Origin of the sequence: Lacipirellula sp., from assembly GCF_965279485.1 — a bacterium.
Classification (GTDB): domain Bacteria; phylum Planctomycetota; class Planctomycetia; order Pirellulales; family Lacipirellulaceae; genus Lacipirellula.
The window spans coordinates 2,628,290-2,646,116 of record NZ_CBDIIC010000002.1 but is presented as its reverse complement, the minus strand read 5'-3'; the positions used below and the strand labels follow the sequence as shown (position 1 = coordinate 2,646,116).

The 17,827-nt window shown below is 61.8% G+C and carries 18 protein-coding genes; 6 read left to right on the top strand and 12 right to left on the bottom strand.

Going from position 1 to position 17,827, the window contains the following annotated elements:
* Window positions 1-73: 73 nt before the first annotated feature.
* Both ACQY7R_RS18195 and efp read right to left on the bottom strand, forming a co-directional pair.
* Entirely contained in the window at window positions 74-709 is a 636-nt protein-coding gene (locus ACQY7R_RS18195; protein WP_152101366.1) for a LemA family protein, read from the bottom strand.
* 144 nt (window positions 710-853) lie between these two features.
* Window positions 854-1,432: an elongation factor P gene (efp, locus tag ACQY7R_RS18190; protein ID WP_428306990.1), complete on the bottom strand. Its 579-nt coding sequence runs from the start codon at window positions 1,430-1,432 to the stop codon at window positions 854-856.
* A gap of 194 nt (window positions 1,433-1,626) precedes the next feature.
* Between efp and epmB the strand changes: the two genes are divergently transcribed.
* Window positions 1,627-2,658, top strand: a complete 1,032-nt coding sequence (gene epmB, locus ACQY7R_RS18185) for an EF-P beta-lysylation protein EpmB (protein WP_428306989.1) — start codon at window positions 1,627-1,629, stop codon at window positions 2,656-2,658.
* A 202-nt stretch (window positions 2,659-2,860) separates the two neighbouring features.
* Window positions 2,861-3,940 (top strand): 23S rRNA (adenine(2503)-C(2))-methyltransferase RlmN, encoded by a 1,080-nt coding sequence (rlmN, locus tag ACQY7R_RS18180; protein ID WP_428306988.1) that lies wholly within the window; start codon window positions 2,861-2,863, stop codon window positions 3,938-3,940.
* A 123-nt stretch (window positions 3,941-4,063) separates the two neighbouring features.
* Here the strand turns inward: rlmN and ACQY7R_RS18175 are convergent, their stop codons facing one another.
* Window positions 4,064-4,975 carry a DNA-methyltransferase gene (locus ACQY7R_RS18175; protein ID WP_428306987.1) on the bottom strand — a complete coding sequence of 304 codons (912 nt, stop codon included), beginning with the start codon at window positions 4,973-4,975 and terminating at the stop codon, window positions 4,064-4,066.
* Between the two features lie 211 nt (window positions 4,976-5,186).
* On the opposite strand from ACQY7R_RS18175, the gene ACQY7R_RS18170 reads away from it, so the two are divergent.
* Complete coding sequence (locus ACQY7R_RS18170; protein ID WP_428306986.1) at window positions 5,187-6,032, top strand: sugar phosphate isomerase/epimerase family protein; 846 nt, start codon at window positions 5,187-5,189, stop codon at window positions 6,030-6,032.
* 133 nt (window positions 6,033-6,165) lie between these two features.
* Here the strand turns inward: ACQY7R_RS18170 and ACQY7R_RS18165 are convergent, their stop codons facing one another.
* The 3 genes from ACQY7R_RS18165 to ACQY7R_RS18155 all read right to left on the bottom strand — a co-directional run bounded on the left by ACQY7R_RS18165 (window position 6,166) and on the right by ACQY7R_RS18155 (window position 7,787).
* Window positions 6,166-6,552: a DoxX family protein gene (locus tag ACQY7R_RS18165; protein WP_428306985.1), complete on the bottom strand. Its 387-nt coding sequence runs from the start codon at window positions 6,550-6,552 to the stop codon at window positions 6,166-6,168.
* Window positions 6,553-6,687: 135 nt separating this feature from the next.
* Complete coding sequence (locus tag ACQY7R_RS18160; protein ID WP_428306984.1) at window positions 6,688-7,146, bottom strand: SRPBCC family protein; 459 nt, start codon at window positions 7,144-7,146, stop codon at window positions 6,688-6,690.
* Window positions 7,147-7,391: 245 nt separating this feature from the next.
* Entirely contained in the window at window positions 7,392-7,787 is a 396-nt protein-coding gene (locus tag ACQY7R_RS18155) for a 4Fe-4S dicluster domain-containing protein (RefSeq protein ID WP_152101358.1), read from the bottom strand.
* Between the two features lie 220 nt (window positions 7,788-8,007).
* Here ACQY7R_RS18155 and ACQY7R_RS18150 point away from each other — a divergent pair, with 220 nt between their 5' ends.
* Both ACQY7R_RS18150 and ACQY7R_RS18145 read left to right on the top strand, forming a co-directional pair.
* On the top strand, window positions 8,008-9,567 hold the full coding sequence (locus tag ACQY7R_RS18150) for an alpha-N-arabinofuranosidase (protein WP_428306983.1): 1,560 nt from the start codon (window positions 8,008-8,010) through the stop codon (window positions 9,565-9,567).
* 629 nt (window positions 9,568-10,196) lie between these two features.
* Window positions 10,197-10,934, top strand: a complete 738-nt coding sequence (locus ACQY7R_RS18145; RefSeq protein WP_428306982.1) for an ion transporter — start codon at window positions 10,197-10,199, stop codon at window positions 10,932-10,934.
* A 3-nt stretch (window positions 10,935-10,937) separates the two neighbouring features.
* On the opposite strand, the gene ACQY7R_RS18140 is transcribed toward ACQY7R_RS18145, so the two are convergent.
* The 3 genes from ACQY7R_RS18140 to ACQY7R_RS18130 all read right to left on the bottom strand — a co-directional run bounded on the left by ACQY7R_RS18140 (window position 10,938) and on the right by ACQY7R_RS18130 (window position 12,251).
* A complete protein-coding gene (locus ACQY7R_RS18140; protein WP_428306981.1) occupies window positions 10,938-11,645 on the bottom strand; it encodes an SHD1 domain-containing protein in 708 nt (235 codons plus the stop codon).
* A 10-nt stretch (window positions 11,646-11,655) separates the two neighbouring features.
* On the bottom strand, window positions 11,656-11,880 hold the full coding sequence (locus ACQY7R_RS18135; RefSeq protein WP_428306980.1) for a DUF350 domain-containing protein: 225 nt from the start codon (window positions 11,878-11,880) through the stop codon (window positions 11,656-11,658).
* 233 nt (window positions 11,881-12,113) lie between these two features.
* Window positions 12,114-12,251, bottom strand: a complete 138-nt coding sequence (locus tag ACQY7R_RS18130; protein WP_428306979.1) for a hypothetical protein — start codon at window positions 12,249-12,251, stop codon at window positions 12,114-12,116.
* 33 nt (window positions 12,252-12,284) lie between these two features.
* On the opposite strand from ACQY7R_RS18130, the gene ACQY7R_RS18125 reads away from it, so the two are divergent.
* On the top strand, window positions 12,285-13,010 hold the full coding sequence (locus tag ACQY7R_RS18125) for a restriction endonuclease (protein WP_428306978.1): 726 nt from the start codon (window positions 12,285-12,287) through the stop codon (window positions 13,008-13,010).
* Window positions 13,011-13,365: 355 nt separating this feature from the next.
* Here the strand turns inward: ACQY7R_RS18125 and ACQY7R_RS18120 are convergent, their stop codons facing one another.
* The 3 genes from ACQY7R_RS18120 to dxr form a co-directional block, all read right to left on the bottom strand.
* Entirely contained in the window at window positions 13,366-13,821 is a 456-nt protein-coding gene (locus ACQY7R_RS18120; RefSeq protein WP_428306977.1) for an IS200/IS605 family transposase, read from the bottom strand.
* A 317-nt stretch (window positions 13,822-14,138) separates the two neighbouring features.
* On the bottom strand, window positions 14,139-16,325 hold the full coding sequence (locus ACQY7R_RS18115; RefSeq protein ID WP_428308906.1) for a site-2 protease family protein: 2,187 nt from the start codon (window positions 16,323-16,325) through the stop codon (window positions 14,139-14,141).
* On the bottom strand, window positions 16,316-17,479 hold the full coding sequence (dxr, locus tag ACQY7R_RS18110; protein ID WP_428306976.1) for a 1-deoxy-D-xylulose-5-phosphate reductoisomerase: 1,164 nt from the start codon (window positions 17,477-17,479) through the stop codon (window positions 16,316-16,318). The genes ACQY7R_RS18115 and dxr overlap by 10 nt, the downstream gene beginning before the upstream one ends.
* Between the last annotated feature and the right edge of the window lie 348 nt (window positions 17,480-17,827).

The window sequence follows — 17,827 nt, the reverse complement described above, 5'->3', positions numbered from 1 at the left end:
ATTCAAAACAACGGCAAGCTCCGCCGTGGGCTCAAGCTTGGAATGTCACCTACTCACCACGCGACGCAGTCGTTCAGAAGCTCACCTTCGGCGCTTCTGCAATCTGCTTGCTGTCGGCAAATTCCAGCAACTCAGCATCTTGCCCGAAGCCAAACATGCCCGCGAAGAAGACTGGCGGGAACGACTGGCGGTAGGTGTTGAACTGCATCACGGAGTCGTTGTAGGCCTGGCGAGCGAACGCGACCTTGTTCTCGGTCGAGGTCAGCTCTTCGGTGAGCTGGGCCATGTTTTGGTTCGCCTTCAGGTCGGGATACGCTTCCGACAACGCGAACAACCGGCCGAGTGTGCCGCCCAGGTTCGATTCCGCAGCAGCGAGTTGCTTCATCGCGGCCGGGTCGCCCGGGTTGGCCGAGGCCGCCTGCAGGCCGCCAACAGCGGCGTTGCGAGCCGAGATCACCGCTTCGAGCGTCTCACGCTCATGCTTCATATACCCCTTCACGGTTTCGACCAAATTCGGAATCAGGTCGTAACGGCGCTTCAGTTGGACTTCGATCTGCGCGAACGAGTTCTCCAGCCGATTCCGCAGCGTCACCAGATGGTTGTAGATCCCCACGCCGTACATCAGCGTCACAATGACGATGACGGCGACGACGATCAATGCGATCCAACCGCCGCCGATAGCGGCCAGCGTCAGCGACTCAACAGACATGGCGACGGTCCTTTTCTAGGCGCGGGATATGAAAACCGCGGATCACGCTGATTTCGCTGATGGGTGAATGGCATAAGCCCAAAAATGCCCCATCCGCGATATCCGTGGAATCCGCGGTTAGTAATTCAACACTACCTCATTCGCTCAGCTGTTCGCATCCTTGGCACGTTCAATATATTCACCCGTTCGGGTGTCAATTCGTAGGAAATCGCCGATATTGACGAACGCCGGGGCCAAAATCTCTGCCCCCGTCTCCATTTTGCACGGCTTGGTGACGTTCGTGGCCGTGTTGCCCTTGGCGCCCGGCTCGCAGTATTCGACCTGCAGGACGACGTGGTTAGGCGGGGTGACCGCGATCGCCATGTCGTTGTAGACCACCAACTGGCAGTCCATGTTGTCCTTGAGGAACTTCCAGGCCTCGCCGACCGACTCGGCCGACATTTCGTACTGCTCGTAGTCGTCGTTCTTCATGAACACGAACTCTTCGCCCTGGCGGTACAAGTATTGGGCGTTGAATTCCGACACGTCCGCCGACTCGAGCGTCTGGCCCGCCCGGTAGGTCTTGTCGGTCACCGTGCCGCGAAGCAGGTTCCGCAGCTTGCATTCGTAGAGGGCGTTCCCCTTGCCCGGCTTGCGGAAGTTCATTTCGATCATGAGGTACGGGATACCGTCGATCTGAACCTTCAGGCCCTTCCGGAAATCGCTGGTCGAGTAAGTTCCCACTGATTTGTTTCCTGTCGTCCGACTGAAAAAGTGTCTCTATTAGTTGGAGCTAGGTGCGGAGCGAGTTCGCTCCCTAGCCGGAGGGCCACGCCCTCCGGACCCGGACCGCGTGGCGGTCCGGCTAGCTGTCACGCATAATGGTCGTTTGGCCGCGCAGCGACTCCCCTTACGCGAAGCCCTTGCCGCAAACCGAATTGAGCATTCTAACCTCTCCAGAATCGGCTGTCCGCGCCCGTTCTACGGCCACTTCGGCCCCGTGGCAGCGGGAGCTGCGCGACTCGATTCGGGATCCCCGGCGGCTGGTTGAGGTGCTGGGGTTGCCGGCGGAAATGGCGGTTGAAGCGGCTGCCGCAGGGGCTGATTTCCCGCTGTTCGTGCCGCCGAGCTACCTCCGGAGGATCGAGCTGGGGAACCCGGCCGACCCGCTGTTCCGCCAAGTTTGGCCAGCCGCGGCCGAGGCCGAGTCGGCTGCCGGGTTCACCGACGACCCCGTCGAGGACGCCGCGTTCGCCCTCCGCCCGGGGCTACTGCAGAAGTACGCCGGCCGGGCCCTGATGGTGGTGACCGGGGCTTGTGCGATCCATTGCCGCTACTGCTTCCGCCGCCATTTCCCGTACGACGAGTCGCCCCCCAGCGAGCGGGTGTGGGCCGGGGCGGTCGAGACGCTTCGCAACGATCCGACGATCGAGGAGATCATCCTCAGCGGCGGCGATCCGCTTACCGTGGTCGATTCACGATTGGCGCGGCTGGCGGAGCAGTTCGCCGCGATCCCCCACCTCCGCCGCCTGCGGGTCCACACCCGGCTGCCGGTGATGATCCCGTCGCGGGTGAACGACGAACTGCTCGCCTGGCTCGCCGGAACCAGGCTGACGCCGGTGATGGTGATCCACTCGAACCACGCCCAGGAACTTGACGCCGAGGTTGCCGCCGCGCTCCGCCGGCTGCGCGAAGCAGGCGTGCTGCTGCTCAACCAGGCGGTGTTGCTCCGCGGCGTGAACGACACGGTCGACGCCCAGGCCGACCTCAACCTGCGGCTGATCGACCTCGGCGTGACGCCGTACTATTTGAACCAACTCGACCGGGTGCGCGGCTCGGCTCACTTCGAAGTGAGCGTGGAGCGCGGCCGCGAGATCATGACCGAACTCCGCCGCCGCCTGCCAGGCTACGCGGTACCGCGGTATGTGCAGGACCAGCCGGGGGCTGCTAACAAAGTGGTGCTGGCTTGATTGATCTTGCGGCTGATAAGTCTCTCGCAGAGGCGCAAAGGCGCAGAGAATCGCAAAGAAGAAAAAGAGGAAGAGGAACAAAGAAAAATAGAAGACTGATTAGTTAGGAGGAGCTGTAGAAAAGTTCTTCCCAGCTCTCTCCTGCATTTCTTTGCGTTCCTCTGCGCCTTTGCGCCTCTGCGAGAGGCATAAAAACAAACCAATGCCAAGCGAACTGAGCATCTACGACACGCCAGCGATCGACCGGCTCCGTCACGAGCTACGGTTCGATCCCCACGCGCTGCGCCGTTATCGGAATGCGTTGCTGAAGCATGGTCGAGCCGACGCCGATGCGGCCACTGAGCTGCCTGCCGGCGTTCGCGAGGAGTTCGTCCGCCGCGTTGATCTCCATCCGCTGGAATTGCACTGCCGCAACGACTCGCAGCAGGACGGGGCGTCGAAGCTCCTCTTCCGGACGCGCGCCGGGATGCTCATCGAGTCGGTGATTCTCCGCATCGCTACCGGCCGGACGACGCTGTGCGTGTCGAGCCAGGTCGGCTGCGCCGCGGCGTGCGACTTCTGCGCGACCGGCAAGATGGGGATCGCTCAGAACCTGCAGCCGGCGGAGATTCTCGATCAGATCACTCAGTCGCGGCAGATCCTTGCCACCGAGGGCCGGCAGCTGCGCAACCTCGTCTTCATGGGGATGGGCGAGCCGTTCCACAACGAAGAAAACCTGTACGTCACGCTCGAAGCGCTGCAGGCGCCCGAGCTGTTCCACCAGCCGCCGAGCCGGATCCTCGTCTCCACGGTCGGCCTGCCCGACGCGATGATCCGCTGCGCCCGGCGGTTCCCGAACCTCAACCTCGCCCTCAGCCTGCACAGCGCCAATCAAGAGACGCGGCAGCAAATCATTCCCCTCGCGAAGCGATACCCGCTGAGCGAACTACGCCGTGCGTTGGTCGAGCTGAATCGCATTCAGCCCGCGTCGACCGAGGTGATGGTCGAGTACCTGATGCTCGCCGGCCTGAACGACTCGCTCGAAGCGGCCGCGGAACTGGCTGCTTGGTTAAGCGGCTTGCGCGTTCATGTGAACCTCATCCCATTCAACTCGATCGACGACGCACCGCATCTGCAGGGAACCGACCGCCCCACGCGTGAGGCCTTCGGCGCCCACCTCAAAGCGGCCGGCCTGAAGTGCACCATCCGCTACAGCCTCGGCGCCGACGTCGCCGCCGCCTGCGGGCAGCTGGTTCGCAAAGAGAATCGCAAGCACGCAATCGCGATCAAGACAGCGAACTGATTTCGCTCTGCACGGCCACCGGTTGGGTGCCACTGGCATCTTGCCAGTGAGAAGCGTCGAGCGAGTATCCACTTCAGCACTGGCAAGATGCCAGTGGCACCCAAACGCACCGAGTGCGCTGCATCACTTCGCCGCCGCCTTACGCCGGTTGCGGGCCTCGAGCGTCACGCCATTCGCCGTGTTCGGCGAGCTCGATGCTGGGTCGGCGGGGCCGTCGAGCGGGTCGCCTGGTTTGATCCCTTTCAGCCGCTGGGTGGCATACTTGGCGTAGTCGGCGGAGAGTTCCGTGCCGAGGAATTCGCGGCCCAGCTTCTTCGCCACGGCGAGCGTCGTGCCGCTGCCGGTGAAGGGGTCGAACACCACGTCGCCTGGGTTGCTGCTCACGCGAATGATGCGGCCGAGGAGTTGCTCGGGCATTTGGCAGCCGTGAAAGCCCTGGCGTTCTTTGAACGTCCCGGCGACGCGGGAGTAGTACCAAAGGTCGTCCATCGATTGGAAGCTCTCGGGCGCGTCTTGCGGGCGGAGGACCCACGTGTCGTCGGGGAGCCGGCCCTTGGGATTCGCGCGGCTATCGCCGTAGACGAGGGCCCGCGCCGAGGGGACGCGCACTGCGGGGTCTTCGGCATTGAACGTGAACTGCTTTTCGTCCTTGATGAACTGGAACAGGTGGGCGTGCGAGCGGTTGAACTTCCGCGTGCAGTTGACGCCGAAGGTGTAGTACCAAATGACCCAGCCCCGCATGATGAACGGGCTGGCGATCTGCCGCGTCGCGGCGACCTTCAGCTCCGCGGCGTACTCGTCGCCGATCGCAAGCCAGAACGTGCCGCTCGGCTTGAGAATTCGAGAGATCTCGCCGATCCACTCGCCGCACCAGTCGAGATACTTTGCGTCTTCCTGGCTGTCGTGGTACTTGTCGTACTTGTAGCCGATGTTGAACGGCGGGTCGGCGAACGCGAGATCGACCGAGCCGGTCTCGATCTGGCCCATCAATTTCAGGCAGTCGCCCTGATGAATTTTTCCTGGCTTCAGCGGCATCGTGCGACCTGCAAACTAGGCGTCCTGCGGAGAAAAATCGTAGAGCAATGCTGTGGAACAAGGTACCAAAGGGGCGCGGCGTTTGCGACACTCATGGATGTTGAACTCGTTTACCGCTGCTCTTTTCAACTTGTCATTCTGAGGTACTCCGAAGAATCTGGCCGGACTCTTCGGAGTACCTCAGAGTGACAGGGTTCACGTTGAGGTGCCCATGAAATTCGCCTTCTGCAACGAGATGTTTGGCCAAGAGCCGTTTGATCAGGTCGCTTCGACGATGCGGGCGCTTGGTTACACGGGCGTCGAAATTGCTCCCTTCACGTTGTTGCCGCCGACCGACGCGTTCGACGCGCGGCAGGTTCCCGCGGCGCGGCGGCGCGAGATCCGGCAGCAGGCCGAGGCGGCGGGGCTGGAAGTCGTCGGCCTGCATTGGCTCCTCGCGAAGACCAGCGGGTTTTACCTCACCAGCCCCGACGGCGCAACCCGGCGGGCGACGGCGGACTATCTCAAAGCGCTCGTCGAACTCTGCGGCGAACTCGGCGGCACGCTGATGGTACTCGGCTCGCCGCAACAGCGCAACCTGCTGCCGGGTGTCGGGTACAACGACGCGGAATCATACGCCGCGGAGATCCTGCGGGAAGTGATGCCTGTGTGCGCTGCCCACAACGTAACGATCGCGCTCGAACCGCTCGGCCCGGCCGAGGGGAATTTTATGTTGACCGCGAAGAGCGGCGTTCAGCTGGCGAAGCTCGTCGACTCGCCTCATTGCCGGCTGCACCTCGACGTGAAGGCGATGTCGAGCGAGGCGGAGCCGATCGACGTCATCATTCGCGAGAGCCGCAAGTGGCTGGCGCACTTTCATGTGAACGACGCGAACCTACTCGGCCCCGGGATGGGGCATGTCGAGTATGGGCCGATCCTGACGGCGCTCGATGAAATTGGTTACTCGGGTTGGCTTTCGCTGGAGGTGTTTAAGTACGAGCCGAGCCCGCGCGAAATCGCTGAGCAGAGCATTGAGTACTTGCGGAAGATTGAGGCGGCGATTGCGAATGAAAGTTGATTGTTTTGTTTCCTCTGGTTCCCTCCCCTTGAGGGGGAGGGTTAGGGAGGGGTGATCGCAGCGTGTACTAGGTGCCCACCCCCTCCCCAGCCCTCCCCTCACGGGGGAGGGGCCAGAAGATATTTCGGAGTCGCTAGTCGGCGAGCGGTTTCGGCGGGGCGGTGAAGGCGGCAGTAAAGATGCGGCCGTCGCGGAGGCCGAGGGCGATCCAGGCGATCACGCCCATGATCACCGGGAAGATGAACTGGTCGTTGATGCGGACGTGGGTGGCGATGGCGCCGCCGAGATACGCGGTGACGAGCACGGCGCCGACGAAGGCGGTGCGGGGGATGAGGTAGAGAACCGCGACGACGATTTCGATGACGCCGATCGTCTTCATCACCTCGACGCCCCAACCCAGCTTGGCGAACATCTCTTCTTTGCCCTCAAAGTCCATGAACTTGCCTGGGGCGCTGAGGAAGATCATCATCGCTGCGATGAGGATGCTAAGGACCCAGCCGATGATTTTCTTTACGTTCATTGCGAACTCGCTTTGAGTTGTTTGAGTGTTGTTTGTTCTAGCCCCGGGCTCTGCCCGGGGGTCGGTTACCATACCGAAAACCGTCGCCCCTACGCGACGCTACGTCACCCCCGGGCGGAGCCCGGGGCTAGGTTGTTACTCGCCGTCGGGGATGCTGGGCTCGACGAGGTTCGCGAGTTGGCCGAGCGATTCTTGCCAGCCGAGGTAGCACATTTCGGTCGGGATCGCGGCGGGGATCCCTTCTTGCACGATGTTCAGCTCGGTGCCGCAGAGGACCGGCTTGAAGGTGATCGTCACGTTCATCTCGCCCGGCAGGCCGGGGGCGTCGAAGCGGTCGGTGTGGACGATCCGTTCGTTCGGCACGAGCTCGACGTACTTCGCGCTGAAGCTGTGGGCCGAGCCAGTGCCGAAGTTCGTGAACGACATTCGGTAACCGCCGCCGACCTTCGCATCGATCTCGTGGACCTTGCCGATGAACCCATGCGGCGGCAGCCAGCGGGCCATGGCGTCGCCATCGACGAAGGCCTTGTAGACGCGATCGGCAGGGGCGCGCAGGACGCGATGCAAGCGGACGGTGCCTGTTGCGGCGGACATGGTTATATCTCCCTTGGACGGTTGTGTGTTGAGTTAGGGCCTGATTTGGGCCTTCTGCTTAGTAGTCGATTGCCTGAGGCGGGAATCGACAGGGAGAGAAATAATTTCTGTGGGCAGTGGGCAGTGGGCAGTGGGCAGTCGCGGGGGCGTGGCTGCCTCGGCGCAGGGAGCACCATGCACTGCGGAGTGCCTTGGGGCATGCCACCCTTTTGGGAAGGAGAGAATTGCGCCCCGACGCCCCGCCGTTAGGCGCCGGCGCGAAGCTCGGCCAATTGTTGGGCAGTCCCCACGAGCCGGTCCCAATTCTCTTGGATATACTCCGGCGGGCCGCCGATTTCGGCCACCACGGTGGCGACCAGTTCGGTCGGCACCATTTCGATCGCGTCCCAGGGGCAGACTTTGAGGTCGTACGGGTTCGACTTTTTGCCGGGGATGTGGACGCAGACTTCGCAGCCGACGCAGCGTTCGAGGTCGATCTCGCACCACTGCTGCGTCCCCTTCACGATGCCGCGGTCGACCTTCATCAGCACGATGCAGTCGACGGGGCAGACCTCGAGACACGACTCGCAGCCGGTGCAGTTGTCGGCGTTGATGACCGCCAACTCCTTCGGAACTTTTTTCCGCGGACCTTGCTTTGCCATGTCGAACCGCCCGGACAAGAGGAGTGACCTTGTGAAAGCCTTCACAATGATAGGTGGTTTGGGGCCGAACGCCAATTCCGATGGCCTGAAATCGCCGCTGAAAGCTGCTTGACCCCCGGCGGGAGGGGGCCCAAACTCGCAGATTCCGGCTCGCCTTTCCGCGGCGCGGCTCCTTTTCCGCCGGGCGATAGCAGTTTCTTCTCTCTAGCAGGACCAGATTATGTCCCCTCTTGTTCGGTTGGCTGGCATCGTGGCGTTGGGATTCGCGTTGCCGCTGGCAGTTCGGGCCGCCGAACCGCTTACCGCCACGGGGGTGATTCATGGCGATCAGAATGGCGGGACGATCAGCCGGCATTTGTACGGGCACTTTGCCGAGCACCTTGGCCGCTGCATTTACGACGGGTTGTGGGTAGGAACCGATTCGAAGGTGCCGAACACGGGCGGCGTTCGCAACGACGTGATCGCGGCGCTCAAAAATCTGAAGATCCCCAACCTCCGCTGGCCCGGCGGCTGTTTTGCCGACGACTACCACTGGCGGGACGGCATTGGGCCGGTCGGCGAGCGGCCGCAGACGATCAACATTCATTGGGGCCAAGAGGTCGAGACGAACGCGTTTGGCACGCACGAATTTTTGGCGCTGTGCGAATTGCTCGACGCCGAACCGTACCTCGCCGGCAACGTCGGCAGCGGCACGCCCGAGGAGATGCGCGATTGGATCGAGTACCTCACGTTCGACGGGAACAGCGAACTCGCCAACTTGCGGCGGAAGAACGGTCGTGACAAACCGTGGCGGATCGAGTTCTTCGGCGTCGGCAACGAGAACTGGGGCTGCGGCGGCGCGATGCGGCCGGAGTATTACGCCGATCTTTATCGCCGATACGCCGAGTTCTGCCGCGACCTGTCGGGCAACCGGCTCACCCGCGTCGCGTGTGGGCCGAACGGTAACGACGGGAATTGGACCCGCACGGTGATGGAGCGGATCGGCGGGCGGATGCAGGCGCTGTCGCTCCACCAGTACACGCTCGCGGCGCCATGGAACAGCAAGCGGCCGGCGACCGGGTTCGACGAAGCGGCGTGGTTCGCGATCGTCCGCGACTCGCTCGCGATGGAGAAGACGCTCGACGACACCGAGGCGATTATGGACAAGACCGACCCGCAGAAGCGGATCGGGTTGTTCGTCGACGAGTGGGGAACTTGGTACGAAGCCGAGCCGGGCACGCCAGGCTACGCGCTCTTCCAGCAGAACACGCTGCGGGACGCGATGGTGGCGGGGCTGAGCCTCAACATCTTTCACGACCATTGCGAACGGGTTCGCATGGCGAACATTGCCCAGGTGGTGAACGTGCTGCAGGCGATGATCCTCACCGAGGGTGACAAGATGCTGCTGACGCCGACCTATCACGTGTTCGAGATGTACAAGGTGCACCAGGACGCGACGCGGCTGCCGCTGGAATTGAAATCGCCTGAGTATCGGCACGGCGATCAAGCGATTCCGGCGGTGAGCGCCTCGGCGTCGCGCGATACAGCGGGCAAGGTGCATGTGTCGCTGGTAAACGTGCATCCGACGGCGGCCGTGACCGTGACGTGCGAACTGGCCGGCGTCGCCGCGAAGGGGGCGACGGGGCGGGTGCTCACTGGCGACAAGCTGGATGCTCATAACACGTTTGCCGATCTCGATGCGGTGACTCCGAGGGAGTTTGCAGGCGCCAAGGTGGCGGATGGCAAGCTGACGGTGGAGTTGCCGGCGAAGTCGGTCGTGGTGATTGAGTTGGCGGAGTGATCGCTGGCATTAGCGTCGTGTCGTGTCGCGATGTGTCGCATTTCTCGTTTTTGGCGGCACTAGTCGTAAGTTCCGTGCAGCGTTGCGGTTGCAGTGTCGCGTCGGCTGTCGCCGGCGGCACCTTTCGGTCGGCTGTCGCTTTGTGTCGTGTTTCGCGTTTTTGGCGACATAAATCTAAGTTGTTGCTGCGATGGTCCTTATCGCCGGCTTGGCGGCGACAGATGTCGCGACAGTTTGTTTTCCCGTTGCTGCGGTGAACATGCTGTTGCATTGCGCTTTGTTCTAGGCGGCCCACTAGCCGGACCGCCACGCGGTCCGGTGGTAGTTCGTTTGAGATGGCGAATCGTTCGCGCTGCAGCCCGGAGGGCGTGGCCCTCCGGCTAGCGGTTGATGCTTCATCGCTGATTGTGGACAGCGTGCAGTTCTGAGTGAGATCGAGCCTAGCAGAATGGGTGGCCCAGTTTCGACAAGAAAGTTTTTGGATTTGTGGGAGTGAAAATAACCGTTGCGTGGCCGATTTTGTCGGGTTGACGCCACATCAGCGAAACATCGCGCGTATTGCGGATGTTCTTTAACGACTCTATCTTCTCGGTTTCGGCGAGTGGCCGTACGAAACGCGAGGAGGAAGGATGCTCGATCGTCTGCGTCGGCTCATTGAGGAGAATGACTCGCCGGCGGGGCGGGCGTTTGATTTGACGATTCAAGCGTTGATCGTCTTGTCGCTGGTGACGTTTTCCATTGAGACGCTGCCCGATCTTTCGCCGCGAGCGCAGCGGTGGCTTTACGGGATCGAAGTCGCGACCGTGGCGGCGTTTACCGTCGAGTATTTGCTACGGCTGGCGTTAGCGGAGCGGAAGTTGCACTTTGCATTCAGCTTCTTTGGCATCGTCGACTTGCTCGCGATTTTGCCGTTCTTCATTGCGACGGGCGTCGATCTGCGTTCGATTCGCGCCTTTCGCTTCCTGCGGCTGTTTCGCGCCTTCAAGATCGTGCGTTACAGCAAGGCGATCCGCCGCTTTCATCGGGCGTTCGTCATTGCCCGCGAAGAGCTTGTGTTATTCGTCATCATCACGCTGATGTTGCTCTATTTCTCAGCCGTCGGGATTTACTACTTCGAGCACGAGGCTCAACCAAAGCAGTTCGCCTCGGTGTTCCACAGCTTGTGGTGGTCGGTGGCGACGCTCACGACGGTCGGTTACGGCGACATCTACCCGGTGACCGTCGGCGGCAAGATTTTTACGTTCGGCGTGCTGCTGATTGGGCTCGGCATCGTCTCGGTGCCGGCGGGGTTGGTGGCGTCGGCGCTGTCGAAGGCGCGGGCGATGGAAGATGCGAGCGAGAAGGCTTCTGAGATGCGGAATCGTTAGTCCTCAGAGCCGCTTTCGACGCATGATGACGTAGCGTCGGTCGTCCATGCTGAGTTTCTCGAGGTCGATTCGCACGGTTTTGCCTTCCGGCGTGGCGAGCACGACTCGTTTCTTCTCTTCTTTGATGAAGCGCGCAACTAACGTGAAGCGGCCGTCGCTGCTTGTCCATGTTCTGAATGGTTCGTCTGCCCGCAACGCTAGTAGATTTTCTCTAGCTTTTTTCGCAGAGGAAGTTGAGGGCCAATGGCGGATTACGCGGTGGTATTCAGTGGTCGCGAGGTAATAGTCCTTGGAACTTGCTGCCGCAAGAGCCTTGGTGAACAGCTCGCTCGCGTCCGACTCGTTCTTCGCTATTTTCGCGTCGGGTTTTTCGCCTGCATCGCTCCCAGAGTTTTTACTGGCGTCATCAGCATCGAATCCTAGCAGAGATGACCAGGATCGTGAGTCGCGCGTAGTCGTTCGTGCACTCGTTCTAGCTTCAGTCGTTCTCGGCGAAGTGGGAGTGACGCGAATGCTTGGGGAGTACGACGAACTTGACGCGGAATAAGAATAGGACGATCGACCCGGGCTCGATCGGTAGTGCGGTCTAACATACGTGCCATCTTTGCGGTAATAGCCGCGGACATTCACGGCATGAGCGGTCCCGCTGCACGCGAGCGAGCAGAGTAGCGCGGCGCTAAGCAGTATGCATAGCCGAGCGGTGAGATTCATCGCGTCACACTCAAGGCTGTATTGCTGAGGAGACGACGAGTCCGAGCGAGACGATTACAGCTGCCAGGATGATGGCGATGGGAATATTCCCATTCTTGACCAGCTGCCATTCGTCGACGCCACGGGTTGCCAGCGTGAAGAGTTTTAATGCGATGACGATGCCAGCGCCCATGGCAACGGAACCAACAATTGCCCATCCGAAGGTAATTGCGTAGGCTCTGAGTAATTCTTGCATTGAAAACTCCACTAATGGGGTCGAGAGAGACGGATAGGCGATTGCAGTTTAACGGAAGTTGTGTCGTTGGCAATTGCGCGGAGCGGGGTGTGCAACCCCTACAGGGTTGTAGCTGGCGAGGCGGCGGGGTTACCCAGGGTAGATTGCTGACGCAATCAACCCTGGGCTGAGATATGGAACCCCGTTGGGGTTCTCGGAGCTTGTGGGGATTGCGGCGGCGAGAGTCGAATGGGCTAGGAACTGAGGAGGAGCGTGAGTTGCTTCACCAACAAGCTGCAAGCCTGAGCCGGCGCATCGGCGAGAATGACTCGAAGCGGATCGAGCTTGAGCGGTCGCTGGCTGAGGTCGCAGGTGTCGTTTCGGCGGAGCATCGTCGGTTGAGGTGTCGCCAATTGCAGCAGGCCATGCGTCGACCAGCCGAGTCGTTCAACCTTTGGCCGCTCGGCCTCATACTGGTGGGAGGCGTGTTGGCTGGTTCGCCGGCGTTTGTGTTTTGGAAGCTGGCGGGAGGTTCGTATGCGATCGCTTTCGCGGCGTTTTTGGTTAGCGCCGGCGTGGCGGCGTCGACGCTGGCATGGCTCCTGTTTACGTCGAGGGCGCGCGAACTAAACGAGATTATTGAGCATACGGCGTCGCGCTTGCGAACCGCGCGAGAGACTGGAAATAGGTTGCAGGCCGAACTCGCGGACGTTCGTCGCCTGCTCGCGACGGATACGCAAGCACTCGACGCAATTCGGCAATCGCTGCAGTTTCAGCGCGAGACGCTGCTGCGGGAGAATTGGAAGGCGATGCGCGGACTGGAGTGGGAAGACTTCTTGGTGCGAGCCTTTCGGTTGCTCGGCGCCGCCGTGCAGCCAACCGGAACCAGCGGCGACCAAGGAGTCGATCTCATTGCGACGATCGGCCCGCGGTGCTATGCGATTCAGGCCAAAGGATACGTGAGCTCGGTCGGCAATGGCGCCGTTCAGGAAGCGGTGGCCGGAATGGCGCACTACCGGTGCAACGCGTGCGCGGTGATCACGAATAGCCGGTTCACTGCAAGTGCGATGGCGCTGGCGGGAAGTAATCGGTGCCGAATGATTGGCGAGGACGAGGTGCCGGCGTTGGTGCTGGGGCAGTTGGCTTGGTGATATTCGGGGTAAGATGCAACCCCTTCATGGTTGTGAACATCGAGGGGCGAAGTTACCCAGGGTAGATTGCTGTTCGCAATCAACCCTGGGCTGGATGTCTGAACCCCGTTGGGGTTCGGAATGACGCAGTGCCGCATCCCGCTGAAGCGCTGGACCATCGTTAGCTCCGGGGCATCGCAATCGCTGGACTACAAGGTTGCAGGGTAGCGGCCAAGGAAACAATATCGCAATCGATTGGGCGAGCGAACGGAAATCGAACGCTGCAGGCGTTCCAGCTTCCAGCCCGGGGTTGATCGCGTCGCGATCTACCCCGGGACTGCGATCGATTCACATGTTCAACTCTGAAGGAGTTGCGTCAGTCCCAAACGTAGCGCTCGTCGAACTCAACGTCGTACCGCGTCAGCAAGGTGCGAAATTCGTCCTGGAACGAAACCTGGCGGTGATGCTCTTCCTGACGGGCGATGTACTTACGCACCGCGGCGACTTGCGAGGCGCCGATCGAGAAGGCGCCATAGCCGTTTTGCCAGGCGAAGTTTGCGAAGACGGGGTCGGCCCGTTGGAGCCAGAGCGTGGCAGCACGTTTGGTTTCCTTCACGACGTTGGCGACCGTCTGCGTGCGAGCAAGCGTTGAGAGCAGGTGGACGTGATCGGCAACGCCGCCGACGATGAGCGGTTGGCAATCGAGATTCGCGAGAATGCCGCCGAGGTAGGCGTGAAGTTCGGCGCGGAGTTCGCGATCTGTGAGAGCGCCGCGACGATCTTTCGTGGAGAAGATCGTGTGGATGAGGATTCTGGAGAGTGATTGCGCCATATGGCCATCGTGATTGTGGCCGTTTTGGATTGCAAGTTAATTTATTGGGGATGTGCGAGGGCGCTGGGGGAGAGATGCAACCCTTTCAGGGTTGCGGTTTTGAGGCGGCGTGGGTTACCCAGGGTAGATTGCTGCGCAATCAACCCTGGGCTGGATGATGGAACCCCGTTGGGGTTCGGGATGCAGCATCGCAGTACTCACGCCTAATCGCCGGACTATAGGGTCATGGCAGTATCGCAGGGCGATCGGGTGAATCGCTCAACATCGAACGCTGGATGCATAAACCCCGTTGGGGTTCGGGGGGGCGGCGCGCTTCGCTATGCGAAGAACATGCGCTGCAGATCTAGTGTGAAGACGAACAGCATCAGCGAGATCAGGAAGACGAAGCCGACGGTTTGCATTGTCATCACGACGCGTTCGCTTGCGGGGCGGCCGCGGAGGCCTTCCCAGGCTAAGAAGACCATGTGGCCGCCGTCGAGCATGGGGATTGGCAGGAAGTTGATCACCGCCAGGTTCGCGCTGAGCATCGTCAGGAAGATCAGCAGTTTGCCCCAGCCTTGGAAGGCCGAGTAGCCGGCGGCTTGGGCGATGGTGAGCGGGCCGCCGAGCATCGTCACCGGGACTTGGCCGCTGCCGAGCTTGCTGAGGAAGCGGTAGACCATCGTCAGCGAGCGGACCGTTTCGGTACGACCGCGCGTGGCGGCTTCGCTCCAGGTTTCCGCGATGCGGATGCGTTGGATCGATTTCAGGATGATGCCGCGTTCGACGGAATAGAAGTTTTCGCTGGGAACGGGGGTAAGCGTTGCGTCGAGCACTTCACTGCCGCGCTTGTAGGTGAGCTTCAGTTGCGTGCCGTGCGGCAAGTTTTGGAGTTGAGAGAGGACCCACGGCAGGCCGTAGCTATCTTTCTTGTCGCCTTGGCTGAGATCGAATTTCAGCACCGGCGGTTTGTCCTTCATGTCGGCGGGAGGAATGAACTCGGCGGACTGCAGTTCGTCGGCTTCGAGGAAGCCGGCCTCAGCGGCAGGGCTGCCGGGCTTGGCTTCGCTGACGACGGTGAGCGCGCGGTAGGCGACGCCGAGAGCGGGCGCGGGAATGGGATCGTTGCCGGCGATCGGCTCTTCGATCCAATCGACTTTGCGGAGCGGAATCGTCAGCTCCTCGGTTCCTTGGCGACTTTCATCGCCGGCGCCGCGGCGGACGGTGAGTTTGATTTCTTTGCCGGCGTCGCCGAGCTCGGCGAGGGCGGCCGGCAGCAGGAGGGGATCGCGGGTGAGCGACGGGGCGTCGTCGCCGGCGTCGGCGGCGACGATGCGTTCGATGAAATCGCCGACCTTGAGGCCGGCCTTCGCCGCGGGCGAATCTTCTTGCACCGCGGTGATCTTGCTCATCTGCATCACCAGACCGGTGGTCAGTTCAAGCTCCGGTTCAATGACGACGTCGACTTTCTTGCCGCCGGTTGGCTCGGCCTCGGGCTTGTCGGCAGGACGCGTAGCGCCGCGCAGGACGGTGAGCGTGACGGGCTTATCGGACTTCTTCAGCAATTCGGCGACGTACTGGCGGTAGTTCGCGACTGGCGTGCCGTCGACAGCGAGGATTTCGTCGCCGAGTTCGAAGGCGGGAGTCGCTTTGCCGGCGGCGGTGTGCGGGGCCAACATCGCCGGCGGAGCGACTTGCAGCGAGCGGCCGCTCGCAATGCCGACGCGGGCAAGCTTTTCACCTTTTTCCGGGACGAGTTGCAACTTGACTTGCTTGCCGTCGCGTTCAATGACAAATGGAAGACCGTTCTCGAGGTCGCCGAGGGTGACGCTGCCCATCAGTTCTTCGAGGAACGACGGCTTCACAATGTCGTCGATTTGGACGATTTCGTCCCCGGGCATGATTGCTTCGCGCCAGGCCGGCGAACCGGGGGCGGTGCGGGAGACGAACGACGGTTCGTAGGGGACGCCGATCTTGTAGGCGACCGTGGCGAAGATGAACGCGAAGATCACGTTCATGATGACGCCGGCGGAGATGATCGCCATCCGCTGCGGGACGCTCTTGGCCAAGTAGCTGCGGCGGTCGACGACGTAGCTTTTGCCGTCGGGGCCGACAATGGTCTTCGAGTCGGGCGAGTTGCCGGCGACTTGCGATTCACGGAGTTGTTCGTTGATGTTCGAGGGATCGTCGTCCTGGCCGAGCATGCGGACGTAGCCGCCGAGCGGGAGGATGCCGATGCCGTACTCGGTTTCGCCGATGGTGATCGGCGGCCCGATGGTGCGCGGAATGCCGATGCCGAAGATTTTGAACTCGCCCTCGCGGCCGAGCATGTTATTGATCATCGCTCCGAGGGGGACGTCGAAGCCGATGTAGAACTTGGGGCATTTGACGCCGCACATTTTGGCGACGGCGAAGTGTCCGAGCTCGTGGACGAAAATGACCGTGCCGAGGCCGGCGGCGACCATGAGGATGACGAGCAGCAAGTTACCCAGGGCGGCGAAGTCCATCGCCGCGATCAAGCACATACCCACCGAGATATCTCCTGCCGTGCCCAGCGATCCAGCTTCAGTAGCGCATCGAGCGTCGGGTTTGGTTCAAAGTGATGCGCCGAGAGCACGCTGCGGCATGCTGGCACGATTTCCGTGAAGTGTAGCTCACCGTCGAGGAAAGCCCCTACAGCCGCTTCATTCGCGGCATTCAGCACGGCGCCGGTGGTGCCGCCTGATTTAGCGCATTCCTCGCCGAGGGCGAGCGCGGGGAAGCGTTCGCGATCGGGCGGTTCGAATTCGAGTTTCAGCGGTTGCCGCCAATCGAACCGCCGCGCGACGCCGGGGGCGCGATGCGGGTATTCGAGGGCGTATTGAATCGGCAGCCGCATGTCGGGAGGACTCATTTGCGAAACCACCGAGCCGTCGATGAACTCGACCATCGAGTGGACGATCGACTGCGGGTGGATGACCACCGAGATCCGTTCGCCTTCGATGTTGAAGAGCCAACGGGCTTCGATGATTTCGAGGGCTTTGTTCATCATCGTCGCCGAGTCGATGGTGATTTTCGGGCCCATTTGCCAGGTGGGATGGGCGAGCGCTTCGGCGACGGTGACTTGTTGGAGTTCGACGGGTGACAGGTGTTTGAACGGCCCGCCACTGGCGGTGAGGATCAGCCGCGAGACTTCGCTTGGCTGGCCAGACTGGAGGGCTTGGAACAGGGCGCTGTGCTCGCTGTCGACGGGCAGCAACGGGCTACCAGACTTACGGGCAAGTTCGCCGATCAGTTCGCCGGCCATCACCAGCGTCTCTTTATTCGCCAGGGCGACGGTTTTCTTGGCTTCGACGGCGGCCCAGGTGCTCGCGAGGCCGGCGGACCCGACGATCGCAGCGAGGAGGACGTCGACATCGGCTTCACCGGCAACGCGAACGAGCGCGTCGGGGCCGGTGAGGAGCTCGCACTCTTTGGGCAGGTCGGACCAGTCGTACTGCTTGGCGGCGCGGGCGTCGCAGGCGATGACCCAGCGTGGGCGGTGTTTTTTGGCTTGCTCGACGAGTTCGTCGAGCTTCGAGTGGGCTGAAATCGCTACGGCCTGCAGTCGTCCCTGGCTCGCCGTGATCACATCGAGGGCGCTGGTGCCAATGCTGCCGGTAGAACCGAAGACCGCGACGCGTTTCGGGGAGGAGGGCATAAGGGTGCGGGGCAAGGTGTGGAGGTGACTTCGCGAGGGCGTCTGGGCGGCGATTCGCGGGCGTCGGGCGCTGACTTAGCGCTCACGGCGCCGGCTCCGCGGTTTGATAGGAACAATCGTTCGAATCGCACCCGGAAACGGGAAAGCAGCCGCACCATGCCGCGGGGATCGACGTAGGAGGAGCGTCGGCGAGACAGCAGTGCCGGCTGGGGTGGCAGGCGGGCGATCTCGTCTGCCGCCCCGCAAGGCGTCGATCGGGACGCAGCATTTTAGGGATGGCCGAGAATCGCGACAACCCGCGTTGGGAGTCGCCGGCGGCCCGGGGAGGCTCCCTTTCCGCGCCGCAAG

Bases quoted from the DNA above. Each gene is read 5' to 3' on its own strand.
- ACQY7R_RS18160 (WP_428306984.1), bottom strand. From the start codon at position 7,146: ATGTCCGCCGCAACAGGCACCGTCCGCTTGCATCGCGTCCTGCGCGCC.
- ACQY7R_RS18150 (WP_428306983.1), top strand. From the start codon at position 8,008: ATGTCCCCTCTTGTTCGGTTGGCTGGCATCGTGGCGTTGGGATTCGCG.
- ACQY7R_RS18135 (WP_428306980.1), bottom strand. From the start codon at position 11,880: ATGCAAGAATTACTCAGAGCCTACGCAATTACCTTCGGATGGGCAATT.
- ACQY7R_RS18175 (WP_428306987.1), bottom strand. From the start codon at position 4,975: ATGCCGCTGAAGCCAGGAAAAATTCATCAGGGCGACTGCCTGAAATTG.
- ACQY7R_RS18130 (WP_428306979.1), bottom strand. From the start codon at position 12,251: ATGCTCCGCCGAAACGACACCTGCGACCTCAGCCAGCGACCGCTCAAG.
- ACQY7R_RS18195 (WP_152101366.1), bottom strand. From the start codon at position 709: ATGTCTGTTGAGTCGCTGACGCTGGCCGCTATCGGCGGCGGTTGGATC.
- ACQY7R_RS18165 (WP_428306985.1), bottom strand. From the start codon at position 6,552: ATGAACGTAAAGAAAATCATCGGCTGGGTCCTTAGCATCCTCATCGCA.
- ACQY7R_RS18140 (WP_428306981.1), bottom strand. From the start codon at position 11,645: ATGAATCTCACCGCTCGGCTATGCATACTGCTTAGCGCCGCGCTACTC.
- ACQY7R_RS18170 (WP_428306986.1), top strand. From the start codon at position 5,187: ATGAAATTCGCCTTCTGCAACGAGATGTTTGGCCAAGAGCCGTTTGAT.
- ACQY7R_RS18125 (WP_428306978.1), top strand. From the start codon at position 12,285: ATGCGTCGACCAGCCGAGTCGTTCAACCTTTGGCCGCTCGGCCTCATA.
- rlmN (WP_428306988.1), top strand. From the start codon at position 2,861: ATGCCAAGCGAACTGAGCATCTACGACACGCCAGCGATCGACCGGCTC.
- ACQY7R_RS18145 (WP_428306982.1), top strand. From the start codon at position 10,197: ATGCTCGATCGTCTGCGTCGGCTCATTGAGGAGAATGACTCGCCGGCG.
- dxr (WP_428306976.1), bottom strand. From the start codon at position 17,479: ATGCCCTCCTCCCCGAAACGCGTCGCGGTCTTCGGTTCTACCGGCAGC.
- ACQY7R_RS18120 (WP_428306977.1), bottom strand. From the start codon at position 13,821: ATGGCGCAATCACTCTCCAGAATCCTCATCCACACGATCTTCTCCACG.
- ACQY7R_RS18115 (WP_428308906.1), bottom strand. From the start codon at position 16,325: ATGTGCTTGATCGCGGCGATGGACTTCGCCGCCCTGGGTAACTTGCTG.
- ACQY7R_RS18155 (WP_152101358.1), bottom strand. From the start codon at position 7,787: ATGGCAAAGCAAGGTCCGCGGAAAAAAGTTCCGAAGGAGTTGGCGGTC.